The sequence below is a fragment of the uncultured Mediterranea sp. genome (genome assembly GCF_902493215.1).
Classification (GTDB): Bacteria; Bacteroidota; Bacteroidia; order Bacteroidales; family Bacteroidaceae; genus Bacteroides.
Genome location: NZ_CABUOL010000007.1, coordinates 129,411 through 150,205, shown reverse-complemented (window position 1 = coordinate 150,205; position 20,795 = coordinate 129,411). Strand labels below are relative to the sequence as shown.

Sequence of the window (20,795 nt, the reverse complement as noted above, 5' to 3'; positions counted from 1 at the left end):
ATTCTTTATTTCATTCAACATTATCAATATGATCAATCATTGATTCCTACTCCGAACTGGGTCTGTTGTTTCTCCACCTCCTTTACCTTGAGCTGGTTCAGTTCCTTCCGCAGACGCGCATTCTCTTTCTCCAGTTCGCTGGCAGATGTTTTCCGGTCATCCGTCTGTTTCAACTTGCCCACCTCGGCCATTTCTGTCTCATCCGCAATCTGACGGAGGTCGGTGGGTATACTTTCAAACTCCAGCGTACCTTCCAACGGACGTGCTTCGCCCGGAACTTCCAGTGCAGCTGTCACCTTGATCTTTCCGGCACGGCCAGTAGCCTGTATCAAGGCCGGAGCCGAACCCCATACCACCGGCATCGGATTCACACAAGCCACGTCACCGCCCAGCAGACGACCTTCGCCTTCTACCGTAAAGCGGATGATGGAGTTGTTCAGGCGCTTCACCGTTCCACGCTTGTCCACCACTTCGGCTATCACGGTCACAACATCCGATCCGTCGGCTTCCATCCGCATTCCTTCGTCGTCCAGGCGCAGCCGGATATGGTCGGTCTGCCCCGCAGGATAACGTTTGTGCGTAGCCACTACCTTGCCGTCCATCAGTCCCTCGGCCAGCAGATAAGCCTCGTTCTGCTTGCCGGCACGGGCTTTCGCCTTCCACTCCATGAAGTGGAAAGCATCCGCAAACTTGATAATCGGTGAAGGCATGCCCTGATGGTTGGGATCTTTCTTATAAGTATAAGTCTTTCCGCCCTTGAACACCGTGAGCCGCACCTCGTCGCAGTTGGAGTAGACCGTAATGTCCTCCGGCGAGAAAGGTGTCAGCTCGTGGGCGATATAGACCATCGGTCCGTTATCGGCCTGCAGGTCACTCTTCACCGGTTCACGCTGCGACATGAACATGTAATAAGAAGTCTTGGGCTGGCGGAAGGCATCCATGATACCCCCGTAGAAGGGATCGGCATGGTATCCGCGCTGATGGTCGAACGAATGCCAGAAACAGGCTCCCACAATCTGGGTAGGTTTCTGACAGATGGTCTCGTAGCACAAAATGGGGAAATCCTTCTGATAGGACGGATTCGCATAATGTTCGGCCTGGAGCAGCATCGGCACTTCACCCCATCCGCGGGCCACACGGCTGTCGGAGTTCTGGGCATTCCAGTCGTCCACGTTGTCGCCCCACTCACGGATAAAATAAGTCTTGTCACTGCGAAGCTTGGACTCGATGGGACGCAACAGCAGGTCGTAATACTGGTCACCGGCCGCTCCGTGGTCGCAGGCGGCTATGCTATAAGGATAAGGATACTCTTCGCCACAAATCTCCAACGCCCTTTTGGCAAACGTTTCGGGATAATGGGTTTCGTTGAGAATCGGTTCCCAGAAGAACAGCGAAGCATGGTTGCGATGGATGCGTATCATGTTGCGTATATCTGAATAAAGACGCTCGGCAAAAATCGGTTCCTTGTTCCAGAACTGCCATCCCGGTACTTCGACCAAAGCAAACAGACCCAGTTCGTCACAGGCATCCATAAAAGCAGGATCGATAACATAATGGGTACGGATAACCTTCAGGCCCGCGTCACGCAGTTTCTTGGCATCCCTCCACTGCAGCGAGTTGGGCAGTGCATTGCCCAGCACGGCAAAGTCCTGATGGCGGTTGGTACCCATAATCTTGCCCTTGTACGGTTTTCCATTCAACCACAGGCCTTCCGTTTTCTTGAATTCAATGCTGCGGATACCGATACGCTGGCGGTATCCGTCTATCACACGTCCCGAAGCATCCTTGACCAGTATATCCAGGTGATACAGGTAAGGCGACTCCGGAGACCACAACGATGGAGAATCTACCACCATAGAAGCGGTCGTATGAGCGGCCTTTCCGTTCTTCAACGACAGTTTCTTCTCGGTCTCCTTCACAACCTTTCCCTCTGAAGTTTTCAGTGCGAAGCAGACCGTCACGCGGCAGTTCTTTCCCGACGCATTGCGTACATGGGCCTTCAGGTTGACAGTGGCCTGCGCTTCGGATACCTTGTCGTACGACACAAACAGACCGCCTCCGGCCACCTCGTTCTCATAATTGGCATTCGTGATGAACACATCATTATGAGCTACCAGCCAGCAGTCCCTGTATATACCTCCGAAATAAGTGAAGTCGAGCATGCTCTGCTCCTTGCCGACCGGATAGGTAGGGTCATCACTGTTGTCGGCTTTCACGGCTATCACATTCTCTTCGCCGAACTTCAACAGCGTGCTTACATCCACGATAACAGGCAGATAGCCACCATAATGTTTTTTTACCAGACTGCCGTTCACATACACCTCGCTTTTGCCCATAATGCCTTCAAAGTGCACAAACAGCTGCTTGCCTTTCAGGCTGTCGGCTGGGGTGAAATGTTTCCGGTACCAGGCCACACCCTGATAATTGGCACAACCGCTGGCCTCCACCGGCAGATATTCCAAACCGTGAGGCACCGAAACGACCTCCCAGTCCGTATCGTCATAGTCCACAGCGTATGGCGTTCCTTCCGCTTCACCTTTCCAGAACCGCCAGGCCTGATTCAAGGAATAGACCTCACGCCCGGTATTCGGCAATTCATAAAAACCGGCTGTCGAGAAACGGGCCATGTCGGCATATCCGTGGATTCCCATCAGCACACATATAATAAAAAGAATCAGTTTTTTCATAATAAAACACTCAACCTATTGTTCAACGTATAGCCTCCAGGTAAGCCTTCAGTTCCTTTATCTTATCAGGATTCTGCTCGGCTCTGTTAATCTGTTCACCCTTATCTTTCTTCAGATGGTACAACTGCTCGGCCGCCGCATTACCCAACTCCGTATTCGTCAGTTTATTGTAGGCGCTCTTACGGTTGGGATAGATGTATTTCCATTCGCCGTCGGAAACAGATAAGGCTCCGGCATATTCAATCACATAGTCACGGCCCTTGCGGTCCTTGCCATACCAGGCATCCAGTTGGCCATTGCTGTCTTTCATCTGTTCCTTCGTCAGACTGGTCTGCAGGAATTCGGCCATCGTCCCCAGAAAATCAATCTGCGAAACCAGGGCCTTTGACACACCCTTCTTTACCTTGCCCGGATAGTTCACGATGAAAGGTATACGGGTACCGGCCTCAAAGTTACTGTACTTTCCCCCTCTGAAAGGTCCCCAAGGCCGATGTTCGCCCAGCAATTCCACCGCACGGTCCTGGTAGCCGTCGTCCACCACCGGACCATTGTCGCTCGTCAGGATAATCAGGGTATTTTCGCGTATGCCCAAGCGTTCCAGTGTAGCCACCACCTGGCCTACCGTCCAGTCGAACTCGATCAAGGCGTCCCCACGCGGCCCCATGCCACTCTTACCTGCAAAACGCGGATGCGGCACGCGAGGTACATGGGCATCATTAGTGGCCAGATACAGGAAGAAAGGCTCATCCTTGTGCTGCTCCATGAAAGCAATGCCATGGGCCACAATGCTGTCGTTAATGTCCTGATCCTTCCACAGCGCCTTCTTGCCCCCTTTCATGTAACCGATACGGGAAATTCCGTTGACAATGGCCTGGTCGTGCCCATGATTGGGGCTCGGCTTCATCACCGTCAGCAGTTCCGGATGGGTCTTGCCCAAAGGCTCGCCGGGGAAAGGTTTCTTGTAGCTGACATAAATGGGATCATTGGGGTCGGCATTGACCACCCTGCCATTCTCCACCCATACGCAGGGAACACGGTCGCCCGTAGCGGCCATTATATACGAATAGTCGAAACCGATATCCTTCAAGCCCGGTTCTATCAGCCGGTTCCAGTCCTGTTCTCCGGTCTTGTCGCCCATACCCAAATGCCACTTGCCTACGGCTGCCGTCGCATAACCGGCCTCCTTGAACAGGTCGGCCACGGTATATTGCTCCGGACGGATAATCATACCCGCATCACCCGGGGCGACACCCGTATCCGAACGCCGCCAGGCATAATGCCCGGTCAGGAAAGAATAACGCGAGGGCGTACTGGTGGCAGCCACTGAATGGGCATCGGTAAACATCACGCCTCCGTCGGCCAACTTCTCCACATTGGGGGTATGGATGGTCTTTTCTCCGTAACAACTCAAGTCACCGTAACCGATGTCGTCGGCCATGATAACTACTACATTCGGCTTGGCCGTCTGCTGTGCAGTTGCCAAGAAAGGCCCGAAGAAACAAGTCATTCCTGTCAATGAAATACTTTTATGGTTCATAATCAGATTTGATTAATAAAGGAAACTACTCTCCCAAATTCTCAAAAATATTGCCTTCCACAATCTTGTCCGCTCCTACTTCGTCCGCATAATATTCGGCGGCCAGTGCGGAATACTTTTGGTACATGGCCTTGGCCATCTCCACTTCATCGCCGCAGACCATCGGTGTACGTTCCTTGCCGGGAGTGTTCACAAACTTCACTTCCCATTCACCCAACTTGCGGTAGAAGTCATTGGCATCGAAGGCTTCGCGGCCGTGTGTCAGACGCAGCCCCTCTTCACTGTACTCCTCGCCTTTCTCCAGACAATCTTCCAGCATGGAATAGAACATCTCCCAGCGTTTCAGGTAATAGCCTTCAATCAGGCCCGTCCATTCGCGCCACGAATAGTCGAAAATCAGCGGACGGTCGTTCTCGCCACCCCAGATGGTGACCAGCGAAGTGGCATCCTTCTCCAGCAGATTCTTCTCGGCCTCCGTATCGCCCCAAGAACGGGCTTCGGAAAGCCAGCGATCGAAATTGAACTCACGGCGCGTACGGAGCAGCGCATCCACATCGCGCAGCATCTCCAGGAAACGGCCGGAATGCAGACGGAAGGCTTCCAGATCCTTCTTCCTGAAGGACTCGGCAGCCTGTTTGTGGATGGCCTGTCCCAGGTTGGACATCAGCTGGCGCTGTACATCCACAATGTCGAACCGATAGGGCACGGAACCCTGTAGGCGGTCGGCATCCTTCAAAAGCAGTCCCTCGGCCTTGAACAGCAGCAGCGGGGAATAAGGGATACCCAATCCGGCATTCGGACCGGACTTCTTCACATTCAGGGCAGGACGGGCCGCGATGATGGAACTGCGTTCCGTCCCGTTGGTACCTTTCCGGTACGGACCTTCCAGCAGATATCGCCAGGCCTTTTCAGCAGATTCGGACTTCGCGCCATAGCAGCGTTCCGCATATGCCGACAACCATTGTTCAATGTCGACGCTGTCGTGATGGAGAGGCATTTCGAAAGCCAGGTCGTAATAGACGGGGTTCTGCTCGATGGCTTCCATAAACAGGCCCGAACCGCAGGCGTTCGGATATTTCTGCTTCGCTGTCTCATACTGGTTGGAGGCCAGCAGACGCAAGTCACCGTGCAGGTTGATGCGGCCGCCGAAATTGTGCAGATTGCCTGCCACGAAAGGATAACCCCAGAAACCGTTGGCCTTATGCTTGCTTCCGTTCAGGTCCAGAATGACCAGCCGCTCCTGCGGAACAGCCTTCACAATCGGTTCGCGGAGACTCCAGGCCTGCATCATCCATTTGGACTGGGGATCAAAGTCGTTGAACAGGTTGTAGATATTCTCACCCACCGCATGCAGGTATTCGGGCGTATCGACAGGCGGACGGCTCTCATGGAAGGGATCGGCCGCATACAGGCCATACGTACCGAACAGTTTCTTTTCCTCTTCGAGAAACACCCGTCCGAATTTCGTGAACAGCGAATCTGTGGGGTCCAGCTGGGCGGCACCGGTGAAACCGCACCACGAAGGCTGCAGACGGATCTGCGCTTCGGGAAACTTATCCTTCATCTCGCGGGGCACATATCCCGAGAAACCCTGCTGGATAGGCGTCATGCCCAGTTCACGCTGGCGATCGATAATTTTCTTGCCCAGCACGACATGCTTTTCAATCCATGACTTGGGCAACGGACCGCCGTAGCTCTGCAGGTTCTGCATCCACTGCCAGGCCGCATGCCCGGGGCCGGCCAGGAAACGGCGGGCTTCCTCATCGGTGAACTTGAACTGCAGCAGCGTATTGTACCAGACGGCTTCCAGCCCCACCGTCGAGAGAGGCGTGTTGATGGAGTTCATGGCCATATAGTCCAGTTCCTTCTCCCAACGTTCCCAATCCCAGTAGGCGGCCGAATAGCTCAGCGTACAGTAGTTCATGTACACACGGTACTTGCCATTGATGGTGTTGCGTATCTTTTTCTCCGGCAGGGGGAGCTGAGCGGGTAGGTCCAGCTGGTTGCCGAACCAGGATACGTGGGCATTGCAACAATATTTCAGGTATTGGTTGAAAGCCGTGGCCAGGGATACGGTATTGTTGCCGCGTAGCACGACTTTTCCCTCTACAGCCTCTATTTCGTACACATCCTCTTCACCGGCCGCAGGAATCAGTTCCAGCTGGTACTGGTCACCATAACCGGGAGTTACACGCTCGATCAAAGCATAGGCAGCTTCTATTTCAGGTTCCTGTTTACAGGAAGAAAACAATAAAAATGGCAGCAGAAACAGCCAAAAAACGACATAACGCATCATAATGATATTAGAAATAATGTAATTTGAAAGCAAATATACTTCTTTTTTTCATCCGAAGTATCTATTCGAAAAAACTTATTGGACAAGAATATAAAACGAGGCCGCCCCTGAATGAAAAAGTCTTATCTGAATGTAATGTCATCCTGAACGAAGAGAAGGATCTCGATACACAATAACAGCTTTCCAGATTCTTCGCTTTACTCAGAATGACAAAACTTTCTTATTTTTTCATTTTGAAGCAACCTCGTATAAATTTAGAGTTTATTTTCTCATGTATCTCAATAAAGCCTCCAGATAATAGTAATCGGCATATACCAAAGGAACATCTATCTCACTGCCATGAGGAATACTTCCCACACAATGCTTTAAGATGAAATTACAGTTGGTACCCGCTTCAGCCAGATATTCAGGAGACGACAATGACTTCAGGATATGTTCCGCAGCCTTGGCATATTTTTCTCCATCGGAGACATAATCTGCCAGTTCCAGGAAAGCGGAAGCAGCAATGGCCGCAGCCGACGCATCCCGAGGAACAACTTTGAACTGCTGGGGATCATAATTCCAATCGGGCACATATCCTTCTTGTCCGGCATTGAAATCCCAATAAGGAACACCGTCTTCCGGCAGATTGGGATGGTTCAACCAAAATTCAGCAGTGTGGACAGCCATATCCAGGAAATCCTGACGTTTCGTCTCACGATAGGCCATCGTATAACCATAAATGGCCCATGCCTGACCACGTGCCCAAGCCGAATTGTCCGAGAATCCTTGGCAAGTAGCCTTATGAAGTACCTGTCCGGTCGCTTCATCATAATCCACCACATGATAATTACTATAATCCTCTCGGAACTGGTTACGGGCCGTTGTTTCCGCATGCGTGTTGGCTACATGTGCAAAGATTGTATCACCCGTTACCTTCGAAGCAAAATACAACAACTCCAGGTTCATCATGTTGTCGATGATAACCGGAAAGAACCATTCATCCTTACCATTCCAGGCCTTTCTGTAGTTCCATGATTCGATGCAACCGATTTTCTCGTTGAAGCGCGTACACAGCGAACGGGCCGACTCTACCAGAATATCCTTATAAGCCTCATTCCCGGTCAGTCGGTAAGCATTGCCAAAACTACAGTACATCAGGAATCCAATATCGTGATGATTTGTCAATTTCTTCAAAGGCTCCAATGGTTCCGTCCATTTGATAGCCGCATTTTTCCATTCTTCTTTCTGCGTATACTCATAAAGATACCACAGACATCCGGGATAGAAACCCTCGGTCCAATCGTTCATAGGAGTCGCCTTCAGTTTTCCATTCTTCCCGATAGTACGGGGATAAGCTGTAGGTTCAGGCACAACCTTCAACTGAGCCGACAATTGCTGCTCGGCACGATTGAAAGCAGTGGTGACCCATTCCGCATCAGCCTTATTACCACAGCTGTTCAAAGAAAAACCAAGCAAAGACACCACACATAACCAATACGCCTTATTCACGTATTTTTCTAAAACATTAGCACACAAAAACGTCATACTTCAAAACTCTAACAAAAGTCTATAAAACAAAATCAGCTGTTGACTTTCCCAATCCCAATAAAAGCTAAAAACAAATCAAAAAGCCTATCAGCAAAGTGGTGTTTTTAACTTTTTAGATTAGAATTAGAAGTTCAACAGCTGATTTATTATAATGTTTCTAAAGGAATCGCTACATTAATATTCCCAACCCGGAGTCGGTTTCATGTCAGGATTCAACTCGATTTCACTCTTTGGAACAGGCCAAGTGTACCATTGGTCACCAATCCAGTCATAGGTTGTACCACCCGTACTTTCTGTTCCGCCCCAAGCATGCTGTGCGACTTTCTGATCAAATTTGGTTTCTTTCAATGTACGCCAACGCATTTCATCAAAGAAGTTAACCCCCTCGTTTACAAATTCACGACGACGTTCGTCACGTACATAGTTACGGGCAGTTACCTGATCTGTAAATTTAGAAGAGGGTGTAGAAATACCGGCACGGTCACGTACCTCCTTTACCTTAGCCATTGCACCAGGTAGGTCATTCAATTCAACCAAAGCCTCGGCCCACATCAACAGAACATCGGCATAACGGATAATCGGTTCGTCCACTGGATTGTTTTCACGACGCAGATATTCCAAACCTTCACCGATAAATTTCCGATGAATATATTTAAATTCAGCCTGTGCATTACAACTGCCGGATGTATAATAATCTTCAGGAAGGTCAGGATTCGCAATCGGTTCTGCATCTGATTGGTCAAAATAAGCCTTTTTATATATCGGCCAACGATAAGTATACCATCCCTCAGCTGTCGAATTACTATTAACTCCCAAGTAATTGGCATAAGGTGTCACAACATTATAGGCCAAACGGGGATCACGATGAGCATAGGCAGCTTTCAAACGGGCTTCATTTCCTTCCGGCAAATAGATAGCCTGAATTTCCTCAGGCAATATTGCTAAGACATCGTCTACAGCCTTCGTAACGGTATGATGTATTTCCTTTCCATTCAATTGTTTGTCACGGATAAAGAAGACCTTACGATACTTCGTGTGTCCTTCTGCAGCTTCCATATCGGTCACTTTCTTCCAGTCTGCCAAATAGTCCTCCCATGCAAAATCTTTCACAGAACCATCAGTCTCTATCGACTCATAAAGATTTACCAAAGCAGGAGTTACTTGCAAATCCGTCCAACAGCCACGGGAATCTTGCGAACCTTGTGTAAAAGCACCACAATACTTTTGAATAGCCGTACCATAACCCTTAGGTTCCTCTATATACTGTACACTCAAAATCATCTCCTCACAGCGTTCATTGGCTTCTTTAAACAATTCTTTATATCCACCCTGGAAAAGTTTGTATCCACATTTTCCAACCTGCTCAAAATCCTTGGAGGCCAAATCATATTGTTTGGTCAGCAGATAGGCCTTTCCACGCAAAGCATAAGCAGCCCCTTTACTCACACGGCCTTCCCCGCCAATCTGATTATTAGGAAGAGCCGGTTCATTAATAGCATCAGTTAAATCACGAATCACTTGATTCCAAACTTCAGCCTCAGAACTCTGAGACTTATTACACTGATCTGGATCAACTGGTTCTGTATACAAAGGTACACCTACCCCACTATTTCCAAAAAGAATATTCAAACGGTCATAGAAAAAGGCGCGCAAAACTTTACACTCAGCTATCAAACGGGCTTTTTTCTCTTCATTGATAGGAGCATTCGGAATACCAGCTATAGCAGCATTGGCACGATGAACACCATCATACAGCCATTGCCAGGTCTTTAAAAAGAAACCATTACTAGGGTTCACAGATTTGGTAAACAAATTCTGCATGCCATACTCTCCCTGACCGGTCATACCAAAAGCATCCCAACCGTAATACCCAATCATTGCATCTGCTCCAATAATATTCTGCCCATGAAAAGGACGTTGCAAAGAATAATATACACCAATCACACCCTGATCGACACTCGATTCAGTGGTCCACATCGTTTCACTGGATAATTTATCATAAGGTGCCGTATCCAAAATACTTGTACAAGCAGTTACTGTACTCAACAAAGTAGCAACTGACAATATATTCAATATCTTTTTCATCTTCATTATTATTAAAAAGTATTAGAAAGTAACAGAAATACCACCCGAAAACATTCTGGCCAACGGATATATAGCTAAAGAGCCACCTAATTCAGGATCCACACCGGGGAAATCTTTCGAGCAAATGGTCAACAGATTCTCACCTGACACAAATACACGCATGTTACTGATTTTGGCAGGAGCCAACCATTTCTTAGGCAATGTATAACCAATCTGCAGAGACTTCAACTTCATAAACGACGTATTGTACAAGTAGAACGTATTTGAAGGAGTGGTACCACCCGAACTCAGCAGACGAGGATATTTGTTATAAATTTTAGCATTGGGATCGGCAGCCGGGTCGTAACTGGAACCGATGATAACACCCTCCTCATTCCGGATAATTCCCTGATAAGCTGCTTCCGAGTCATAGAAATAATAACGGCTCCAAGCATCACCGGGCAATTGGTCACCTGTATGAGTAATCAAAGAGCCGTTAGCACCTTTACTATTGATATAATGATAGCTACCGAAACGGCCGGACCAAATCATGTTCAGGTCAAATCCCTTCCATTCGGCATTGATATTCAAACCTAAAATAACTTTCGGTGTAGCACTCTTACCAGTAAATTCACGGTCGTCATCGTTACCATATTTACCGTCACCGTTGAGGTCAGCCATGATCAAATCACCATACCACAAATTTGAACCGTCGGGACCAATCTGCTTCAGGTTATTGTTAAAAGTATAACCCTCAGCCATCATAGCAGCTACCCAATCGAGGTCGGCCTTTGTACGGATCATACCATCCTTCGGACCGCCGTTCGGATTTACCTTACCATCGGCAAACTTGTATGTTCCGTCACCGCTGTAAGGACGACGCAGGAAGTATTCATCAATCATATGGCCTTCTACACGACGAGTATCACCACCGGTCGATACGTCGGCCAAGTTCGTATAACGCCAGGTGGGATTACCCCAGATATCTAACGTAGTCTCATCCAACTCATATTGCAATGCGCCCTTAAAATCGGTTACTTTATTTTTGTTGTAAGACATATTAAGACTTACCCCATAACGGAAGTCCCCCACTTTGTCATTCCAACCCAATGTCAGTTCAAAACCCTGGTTGTTCAGACTAGCCGTATTAGACATCGGTGCTGAAATGCTACCCATTGTCTTATATATAATGGAATTTGTCAAAATATCAGAAGTACGACGCATGTAGTAATCAGCTTCAGCCGTCAAACGCTGGTTCAGGAAAGAAGCTTCCAATCCCACATTGTAAGTAGTCACCTTTTCCCAAGAGAGAGCCAAATTTTGAATGGAAGACTGCACCAAACCATTCATCACTTGTTCATTAAACACATTGTTCACTTTCTTATAAAGAGCCTGCCAGTCATAATTTCCACCTACAGTATTGCCCAAAGAACCGTAAGAAGCTCTAATCTTCAAATAATTCACTTTATCTTTAATCGGCTCAAAGAAAGATTCCTCACTCATACGCCATGCAGCTGAGAAAGAGGGGAAGAAACTTCCACGATGCCCCGGTGCAAACTTAGAAGAGGCATCCGAACGGAAATTGGCTTCTAGCAAGTATTTGCCATCGTATGCATAGTTCACACGACCGAAATAAGACAACATGGCATTGACCGACTTGGCATCACCACCAATACTTTCCATCTCAGCCCCCGAAGTAATATCCGTTACTCCCCAATCCATCAGCCCCTTCTTGGTTGCACTGAAACCGGTCGTTTCTGCACGATATTGTTCATAACCGAACAAACCACCTACATCGTGTTTACCAAATGTATTGTTATAGCGAAGCAACAAATCGGCTGTATAGCTCGTCGATTCATAATAGTAACGATACGTCGTAGCCTGATCAAGCACTCCTTCACCTTCTTTGGGTGTATCAAAGCTTTCACGGAAACTATACATCGGCAAATTTTTTGAATAATGCTCATCGTGACGCATATACTGACTATAATTGAACTTGGCTTCAGCGACCAGTCCTTTCAACGGAAGTTCCACATTGGTATACCAAGTTGTGTTCAAACGAGTGTATGTATTTTGTCCACCCTGCGCTGCGACAGAACGTAATATATTACTTGAATTGGCTTCATGATGTTCACTAGCTCCATATTTCCCGTCATACATAGGGGTCACTCCGGGCCAAGCCTGAAGCAAAAAAGTCATAGAAGTATCACCTGGATCTTTAAATTCCTTCGTTGCATACGTCTGAGTACCAAAAGTGATGATATCGGCCACTTTGGTTTCCACATTGGCACGTATGTTAAAACGCTGCATAGCCGTATTGTCCAAAGTACCTGGATTGTCCTGATAGCCCAATGAAAGCAGATAAGTGGTATTCTTACTACCACCACTTACACTTACACCGTATCTTTGATAGAATGAAGGTTGGAACAGGTACTGTGCCCAGTCGGTGTTCGGATAAGCCAACCAGTTGGGGATCTGGTTTCCTGTTACAGGATCCGTATAGATGCCATTCGGATTGGCATCAGCCGCACGCCATTCTTCAATACTTGCATAACTATAGTCTGGGTCTGAGACATTGGGATTAGCATTAAATTTGGCAATGTTATGTAGTTCCATAAAATCTGCAGAACTTGACATCAAGCTAAAGTCTGTCACAGGTTTTTCCGAAGCAAACATAGCTGTCAATGTTACTTGAGGCTTTTCTTCACGTTTTCCTTTCTTAGTTGTAACCAAAATGACACCGTTTGCTGCACGGGAACCGTAGATAGCCGCTGCACTGGCATCCTTCAAAATAGAGATACTTTCAATATCATCAGAGTTCAAAGGGGCCATATCAGCTACCACACCGTCTACCAGAATCAACGGGCTACTATTGTTGAACGAACCCTGACCACGCACTTGGATAGACATTTTTTCGTCACCAGGCGCACCGCTACCTTGCGTTACACGAACACCCGGAGCCACGCCGGTCAAAGCCTGCGTTACGTTCATCACAGGACGATTGGCTATTTTTTCAGATCCTACGGCTGAAACAGAACCTGTCAAGTTCACTTTCTTTTGAACACCATAACCTACGACAACGACTTCATCCAACATTTCATTGTCTTCTTCCATCACGATCGTCTTTTTTTCCGCAGAAGCCTTGAAAGTTACTGTCTTATAACCAATCAAGGAAATTTCAATTGTAGCATCCGATTTTACTTTTAAGTTAAAGTTACCATTCAAATCGGTAGCCATACCATTCGTTGTACCCTTCTCTACTACAGAAGCACCAATCAACGGGTCACCAAAGGTTTTGTCCAAAACTTGTCCTGTCACTGTAATGTACTCAGTCTGTGCACGCAACATGCCTACATCTGACACGCCGCACACCCAGGACGCCAATAGCAATACGACACATCTGCATGCCAACTGCCTGAATGTTGAATTTTTCATAAATTTAAATTTTAGTGTAAATTGAAAATTGAAGTATTTGATTCGTTTGCAACAATCAAAATAACATGTCGCAAAATAAGCTTTTTTAAGTAAAGCCCACCTGAACAAGAAGTCGCAAGAATAGGCACAAATCGTGCAGAATACGATTTGTGCACCTTTTCGGATGATTTGTACCCATACTGCACACCAGTTGCGATACTGTTTGTCTACCGAGTGTTATCAGATACAAAGGTATATGAACAAAAAAGGCATCCTGCCAATGGATGCCTTATCGAATATTCTTCCCAAAAACAAACAAGGGACGTCTTATTCTTCGTTCTTCTTCCGATAACTTTGAGGAGAAACGCCGTAGAATGCCTTGAAGCATCGGCTGAAGTAACGGGGAGAAGTAAAGCCCAGACTGTAGGAAATCTCGGAAATGTTGAACTGAGGTTCCTCCTGCAACATTCGCAAAGCTTCAGTCAGTTTGATTTTCAACGTATATTCATTGGGAGTCAGGCCGGTGATTTCCTTGATACGGGCAAACATCTTGCTACGCCCCATATTCAATTCGGAAGCCAAAAGGCTCATGTCAAAATCCGGATTGTCGAAATGACGCCGAATGGCCTCAGTGACCTGATCAAGCAGAGCCTGATCAGCAGACGAAAGTCCCGGCGCATCCTGTACCGCTACATTAACGGCAGAACTTTCACGCTTCAACAGCATTTTCCGACTGTTCAACAAGTTCCGGCAACGCGTCAACAACAACTTTACATTAAAAGGCTTCACAATATAGTCGTCCGCACCAAACATATACCCCTCAATGGTATGGTCTTCGGATGCCTGGGCCGTCAACAACACAACCGGAATATAGGCCAACTCCAAATTGTTCTTTATCTTATAACACATTTCTTTTCCCGACATAACCGGCATCATCACATCACTCACAATAAGATCCGGATGCAGCTCGCCAGCCATTTCCAATCCTTTCTGCCCGTCGGTAGCCTGATGCACCTGATAGGCAGGCGAGAAGATTCCGACCAACATATCCAATACTTCCTCGTCATCTTCCACCAAGAGTACCACAGGACGGGAAGAAGCATCCTCATCTGCCAGAACATCGTTCACGGGTTCGTCTGCTTCAGCCTTATCGGAGAGGGCAGCAGGTTTCTGCCAGTCCATACCCGACAAGACAGCCGGAGCATGTTCCAACTCTTCAGCCGAAAAATGCCCATTACCCATCAATAAATGTATCTTGAAACAGCTTCCTTTTCCTACCGTACTATCCACATCAATTTCTCCCTTATGAGCTTCCACGATACTTTTGGTAAAGGCCAGGCCGATTCCACTACCCTGCATGCCGCTTCTCTGACCTCCATCCACCTGATAGAAACGCTCAAAGATTAATGAAAGAGCCTCCTGAGGAATGCCACACCCTGTATCGGCCACACCGATTTCAACAAACTGACGCAAGCGGCGGATGTACATTTTGATAGTTCCACCATCTTCCGTATACTTGAATGCATTGGAAAGCAAGTTATAGAACACCTTCTGCATCTGAACAGGATCGAACCACAAAAGCAACTCTTCGTCAACACTTTCGAATGAATAACTGATACGCCGGTTGCCAGCCAACTCCTCAAAGGAAGCATAAACTTCCCTGGCCAAAGCCACCACATCCCGACATTCCACCTTCAGTTTCAAGAATCCCTGTTCCTGTTTCCTGAAATCCAGCAGTTCTGTAATCAGGAAGCGCAAATGAACAGCATTCCGATGGACACTCTCCAATTTCCGAAGCACGGCCGACGAGAATTTGTCACTCTGCATGAGCAATTCAATCTGTCCGATAATCAGCGTAAGCGGAGTACGGAATTCATGCGATATATTGGTAAAGAAACGGAGTTTCATCTTGTTGACTTCTTCAATCCGTTCTTTTTCAATCTTTTCATTCTCCAGCGAAACGGCCAGCAGATGGCGTGCGCGACGGATACGCCAGAATCCATAGAGTATCCCCGACACAATCAACAGATAGCAGAGATAGGCCCAAAACGTGGCAAACCAGGGACGGTGTATACAAATCTCCAACGCTATCTCTTTATTATAAGCGTCACTCAGCTTGTTTCCTGTTTCACGAACCTTTAGAACATAATTGCCTGGAGAAAGATTGGTATAGCTCAAACTATATTGGTCGGTAGAAATCCAATCGTCATCAAATCCCTCCAGCATATACTGGTAGGCCGTGGTGCGATCCAATGCAATGTAGTTGGAATTGGCAAAGGTCAAGGCCAGATTGTTCTGATTGTAGGCCAAATCGAGTTTACGCGTAAAAGGCAAGGCTACATCCAATATATGATGAGAATCATGCGGGCGTACAAGTTTATTGTTCACCTGCAAGGACGAAAAATAGAAATTGGCGTCAGCGTTGTAGACTTCATACAGTTCGCGCTCGCTGAACGAAATCATTCCGTCCACCCCACCTATATATATACGGTCGTCCGACGCGACACAGATTCCCCCTCCCTCGGAAACCGCAGAAATCATTCCCTTCTCACTCCTCAACTCAACGGAACGAACCGTACCGTTGAACGGAGAATAAATGGATATTCCCCTATCATTGGTTATCAGAATGTTATTCATCGGAGTTTCTGCCAGATTATAACAATAATCACTCAGCAGACCGTCCTTGGCTGAAGTATAATGACGGATACTGTCTGTCGTACTGTCGTAGGAAAAGACTCCGGCACCCAAAGTCGAAAAATAGATGGTTCCGTCTTTAGTTGACAAAATTTTGGTAATCTTTACATTCTTAGAAATTCCTTTCTCTGCATATTTCTGTTCCTTAAGCGTTTTGCGCTCGGGTTCCCACAAGAACAGAGTACTACCAGCAGCCAACCATACATTGCCTTCTTTGTCTATCGCAAAATTTTGAAATAAATATCGATTGCTAATCAACGTAAACTGTTCTGTTTTCACATCCAACTGCCAAAAGCCATTATGTGCTGATACATACAAATAACCATTCCTATATAAACAACAATAAATGCTTCCATCCGGCCCTGTTCCTTTTTCTCTATATTGAGGAAGATAATTATAAAAACGCCCAGTACGTTTATCATAGCGGCTCAATCCTCCTGTATAAGTACCTATAAACAGATTATCAAAATCAGGGGCATATGCTAAAGCCTTGATATTATCATGCAAAATTGAGTTACCTCCTGTTGCCTCAAAATATGAAAACAACTTTTTTTGGCGATCGAACTTGTTAACACCTCCTCCATCTGTAGCAATCCACAGATTCCGCTCATCATCCTCCACAATCTGCCCCACAATAGGAAAATTCAAACATTTACCATTCTGTATGTGATGAGGGTGATAATAGGTGAACAGATCAGATTCCAGATTGAAATAATTGACACCGCCATAATAAGTACCCACCCAAATGGTTCCCTGCTTGTCGCAATAGAGAGAGAAGACCGACTCATGCTCCAACTGTCCCAGATAAATGCCCGGCCTATATACCTTATAGGAATCTTCAAAAGGATTGTATACCTGCAAACCATCAAATGTACCGAACCAAATATTCTGCTGGCTATCTTCAACAAATTCACGTATTTGCCCGCTGACAACCCTTGATGAGGATATCTCCTCCCGATATAGTTTTCCATCACTGTTTATCCGAAACAGCCCATCCATTCGTGAGGCAATCCATAATTCCCCTTTGCTACTGGCAAACAATCGGAAAATTTCCACATCGGGCAATACGCAAACCAGTTGTTCCTGTGACCAAAGATACAACCCTTTCATCGTACCGATATACAATTTTTCGGCCAATTGTTGCATACAGGTCACGCTAGGTATTTCCAATCTTTGCTTGAAATTCCAATGTTTGTTTTGTACATCATAGAAACCCAATGAATCCTTTACTACTCCACAAAGTTGGTCGTCCACCAATGTAATAGTCCTCACATCATTAGCTCGTACTTCCTGAAATTCTTCCTTAAAAACATCATATTCAAACAGAGAAAAATTATTTCGCACAAACATTTTTCCATGCTTATCCTTCAATATCTGATCGATGTTTCCATTTATAAATTTGCGTTCTCTGCCTTGTGCTGAAGGAACCTCGCAAAACTTTATCTTATCAATTTTCGTCCCGTCATAAATATTAATACCTTCCATTGTTCCGAACCACATACGTCCCAGCGTATCCTGACAAATAGACATCACAGACAGATTGGACAATCCGTCGTTCATGCCTATCTTCTTGAAATACTGGCCATAAGCACAGGTCCCGATGAGCAGTAACAAAAACAAAAAACAGCTTTTCAGCTTCAGCATCAGCAACAGTCATTTTAGTTTGGTTGAGCAAAAATATAAAACTGCTTTCATTTCACAAACAAAACTGAAAGGAAACCGCATGTTTTCAACCAAATTTCTTTCTTCCCATACCTCTTTACAAAATTAGAGTCAGACAATAATCCAACCTTTCTCATATTGTTTTTTTCCCTTTCTCTACCTGAAAAACAGCCTATCCCTAAAGAAAAACTATATCTTAGCCGCTAAGATGTACATCTTGCGTGCTCAGATACACATCTTGGCAGCTAAGATATACATCTGAGCAGCCAAGATATAAAATACAGTAAGAGAAAACCTGTCCTTAAAGCGGAGGGAACAACAATCCGGCAAGCACTTTCATGCAACATTCCTTATACGGACGAAGGGACTGCTCCGTACGATTTGGTGCACTTATCGTACACGAAGCGAAACAAACGCCTCCGCAAGGCACATCCTGTTCCAAACTTATATACCTTTGTATGCAATTCAACAACTTAACTGATACAAACAACCATGAAACGATTCAGCCCGAGAAGCCTGACACTGTATCTGCTTCTCCTACTCAGCAGCCTTCCTGCGCAAAGCATGGAAACGAACAAACCTTACGTGTTGTGGTACAACCGGCCGGCCTATAACCGAGGAGGCGACTTCAGTCGGATTGTCTCCCGCGGATATCCCTACGATGAAGACTGGGAACGATGGTCGCTCCCCATCGGAAACGGATACATGGGACTCTGCATCTTCGGACGGACGGACACCGAACGCCTGCAACTTTCGGAAAAGACACTGGGCAACAGAGGAGCCTATAACATGGGAGGATTTACCAACTTTGCCGAAATCTATCTGGACTTCCGCCACCACTATGCCAAGAACTACCGACGCGAACTCGACATCGACCGCGGTGTGGCTTCCGTCCGCTACGAGTACAACGGGACGAACTATACCCGCGAATACTTTGCCAACTATCCGGACAACGTCATCGCCATCAAGCTGAAGGCCGACAAGCCGGGGCAACTGACATTCGGCCTGCGGCCTGAACTACCTTACCTCCATCCCAACGACGAGGAAGGCAACGGACGGAGCGGCAACATCGAAGCCCGGGACAGCCTCATCACCCTGAAGGGGAACATACAGTATTTTGACCTGGACTACGAAGGCCAAATCAAGGTGATAAACTTCGGCGGCAGGCAGACTTGCCATACGGACGAACAAGGAAACGGATGCATCGAAGTGGAACGTGCGGACAGCGCAGTGCTCTATCTGACCGCATCGACCGCCTACCAGCTGAAAGAGGACGTTTTCCTGCGCCCCAATGCCGAAAAGTTCAAAGGCAATCCGCATCCCCACGAAGCGGTATCGGCCCGCATCGCAACGGCCTCGCAAAAAGGATATGAACGTCTGCTACAGGAGCACATGGCCGACTACCGCCGTCTGTTCGGACGGGTGGACTTGAAGCTGACCGAACAGGCCGCCTTGTCTGTACCCACAAACACATTGCTGGATAACTATCGGAAAGGCAAACCTTCGCCCTATCTGGAGGAGCTGTTTTTCCAATACGGCCGTTACCTGCTGATAGCCTCGTCGCGCCCCCAGACGTTGCCCGCCAACCTGCAAGGCGTGTGGAACCAATACGAATTCGCTCCCTGGTCGGGCGGATACTGGCACAACGTCAATGTACAGATGAACTACTGGCCGGCTTTCGTCACCAACCTGGCCGAAACTTTCGAAGCCTACCTGAAGTACAACGAAGCCTTCCGCAAGGCAGCTACAGGCAAGGCGGCCGAGTATCTCCGCAAGAACAATCCGCAAGCCCTGTCGCCCATAGCCGAGGAAAACGGATGGACCATCGGAACAGGAGCGACGGCATTCGGCATCGAAGGCCCCGGAGGACATTCGGGACCCGGTACCGGCGGATTTACGGCCAAACTTTTCTGGGACTATTACGACTACACCCGCGACAGGCAGATACTGAAGGAGCACGTCTATCCCGCCCTGCTCGGCATGGCCAAGTTCCTGTCCAGAACCCTTGTTGCCCAACCCGACGGCAAACTGCTGGTCTATCCGTCGTTCTCTCCCGAACAAAGACACAAGGGGACCTACTTCAAGGCATTGGGATGTACCTTCGACCAGAGTATGATACGTGAAACCTATCAGGACCTGCTGAAGGCCGCGTCCATTCTGAAAGCCAAGGATCCCTTCCTCGAGACTGTCAGAGAACAGATCGGGAAACTGGACGCATTCCCCATCGGCGAGTCCGGCCAGATCAAGGAGTTTAGGGAAGAGAAAAAGTACGGTGATATCGGAGAATACCGCCACCGCCACATTTCCCACCTCTGTGCCTTGTATCCCGGCACAAGCATCAACGCCACCACCCCCGAATGGATGGAGGCCGCCAAGGTTACACTGAAGGAACGCGGTGACCAGTCTACCGGCTGGGCCATGGCACACAGACTGACCCTTTGGGCACGGGCCAAGAACGGCGAAAAGGCCTATCAGCTCTACCGCAACATCCTGACCAAAGGCATTATGGAAAATTTGTGGGGCGTATGTCCTCCCTTCCAGATAGACGCCAACTTTGGAGGCACGGCAGGAGTGGCCGAAATGCTGTTGCAAAGCCACGAAGGATACATCGAGGCCCTGCCTGCCATACCCGAAGCATGGCAAAAAGGCCAGTTCAAGGGCCTGAAGGCACGCGGCAATTTTGAAGTTTCTGCCAGCTGGAGCAACGGACAGCTAGAGCAAATGACCATCTTGTCGAATGCAGGAGAAGCATGCAGCATCAAATGCCCCAATGGAAAAAAGATACAGATAAACGACGGACAAGGGAAAGGGGTCAAGTTCCGCCAAACTGCTCCCAACGTCTTTTCCTTCAAAACGAAGAAAGGATGTCAATACACGGCCACATTCGAGTAACGTAGCCCCCTACAAACAA

Annotated in this window: 8 protein-coding genes; 1 reads left to right on the top strand and 7 read right to left on the bottom strand. The window is 47.5% G+C overall.

Translation table 11 applies throughout. From position 1 onward, the window contains the following. Window positions 1-32: 32 nt before the first annotated feature. The 7 genes from RDO88_RS06485 to RDO88_RS06455 form a co-directional block, all read right to left on the bottom strand. Entirely contained in the window at window positions 33-2,687 is a 2,655-nt protein-coding gene (locus RDO88_RS06485) for a sugar-binding domain-containing protein (RefSeq protein WP_307758599.1), read from the bottom strand. A gap of 22 nt (window positions 2,688-2,709) precedes the next feature. Further along, entirely contained in the window at window positions 2,710-4,194 is a 1,485-nt protein-coding gene (locus RDO88_RS06480) for a sulfatase-like hydrolase/transferase (RefSeq protein ID WP_307758622.1), read from the bottom strand. 55 nt (window positions 4,195-4,249) lie between these two features. Then, window positions 4,250-6,520, bottom strand: coding sequence for an alpha-N-acetylglucosaminidase TIM-barrel domain-containing protein (locus RDO88_RS06475; protein ID WP_307758598.1), 2,271 nt, complete (start codon window positions 6,518-6,520; stop codon window positions 4,250-4,252). Between the two features lie 261 nt (window positions 6,521-6,781). Next, entirely contained in the window at window positions 6,782-7,963 is a 1,182-nt protein-coding gene (locus tag RDO88_RS06470) for a glycoside hydrolase family 88 protein (protein WP_374043909.1), read from the bottom strand. Between the two features lie 261 nt (window positions 7,964-8,224). Beyond that, window positions 8,225-10,135 carry a RagB/SusD family nutrient uptake outer membrane protein gene (locus RDO88_RS06465; protein ID WP_307758596.1) on the bottom strand — a complete coding sequence of 637 codons (1,911 nt, stop codon included), beginning with the start codon at window positions 10,133-10,135 and terminating at the stop codon, window positions 8,225-8,227. 21 nt (window positions 10,136-10,156) lie between these two features. After that, the gene (locus RDO88_RS06460; RefSeq protein ID WP_307758595.1) at window positions 10,157-13,549 is read right to left on the bottom strand and encodes a SusC/RagA family TonB-linked outer membrane protein; all 3,393 of its coding nucleotides are present in this window, start codon (window positions 13,547-13,549) and stop codon (window positions 10,157-10,159) included. 306 nt (window positions 13,550-13,855) lie between these two features. Further along, window positions 13,856-17,866: a two-component regulator propeller domain-containing protein gene (locus tag RDO88_RS06455; RefSeq protein ID WP_307758594.1), complete on the bottom strand. Its 4,011-nt coding sequence runs from the start codon at window positions 17,864-17,866 to the stop codon at window positions 13,856-13,858. A 510-nt stretch (window positions 17,867-18,376) separates the two neighbouring features. On the opposite strand from RDO88_RS06455, the gene RDO88_RS06450 reads away from it, so the two are divergent. Beyond that, window positions 18,377-20,776 (top strand): glycoside hydrolase N-terminal domain-containing protein, encoded by a 2,400-nt coding sequence (locus RDO88_RS06450; protein WP_307758593.1) that lies wholly within the window; start codon window positions 18,377-18,379, stop codon window positions 20,774-20,776. The last annotated feature ends 19 nt before the right edge of the window (window positions 20,777-20,795 follow it).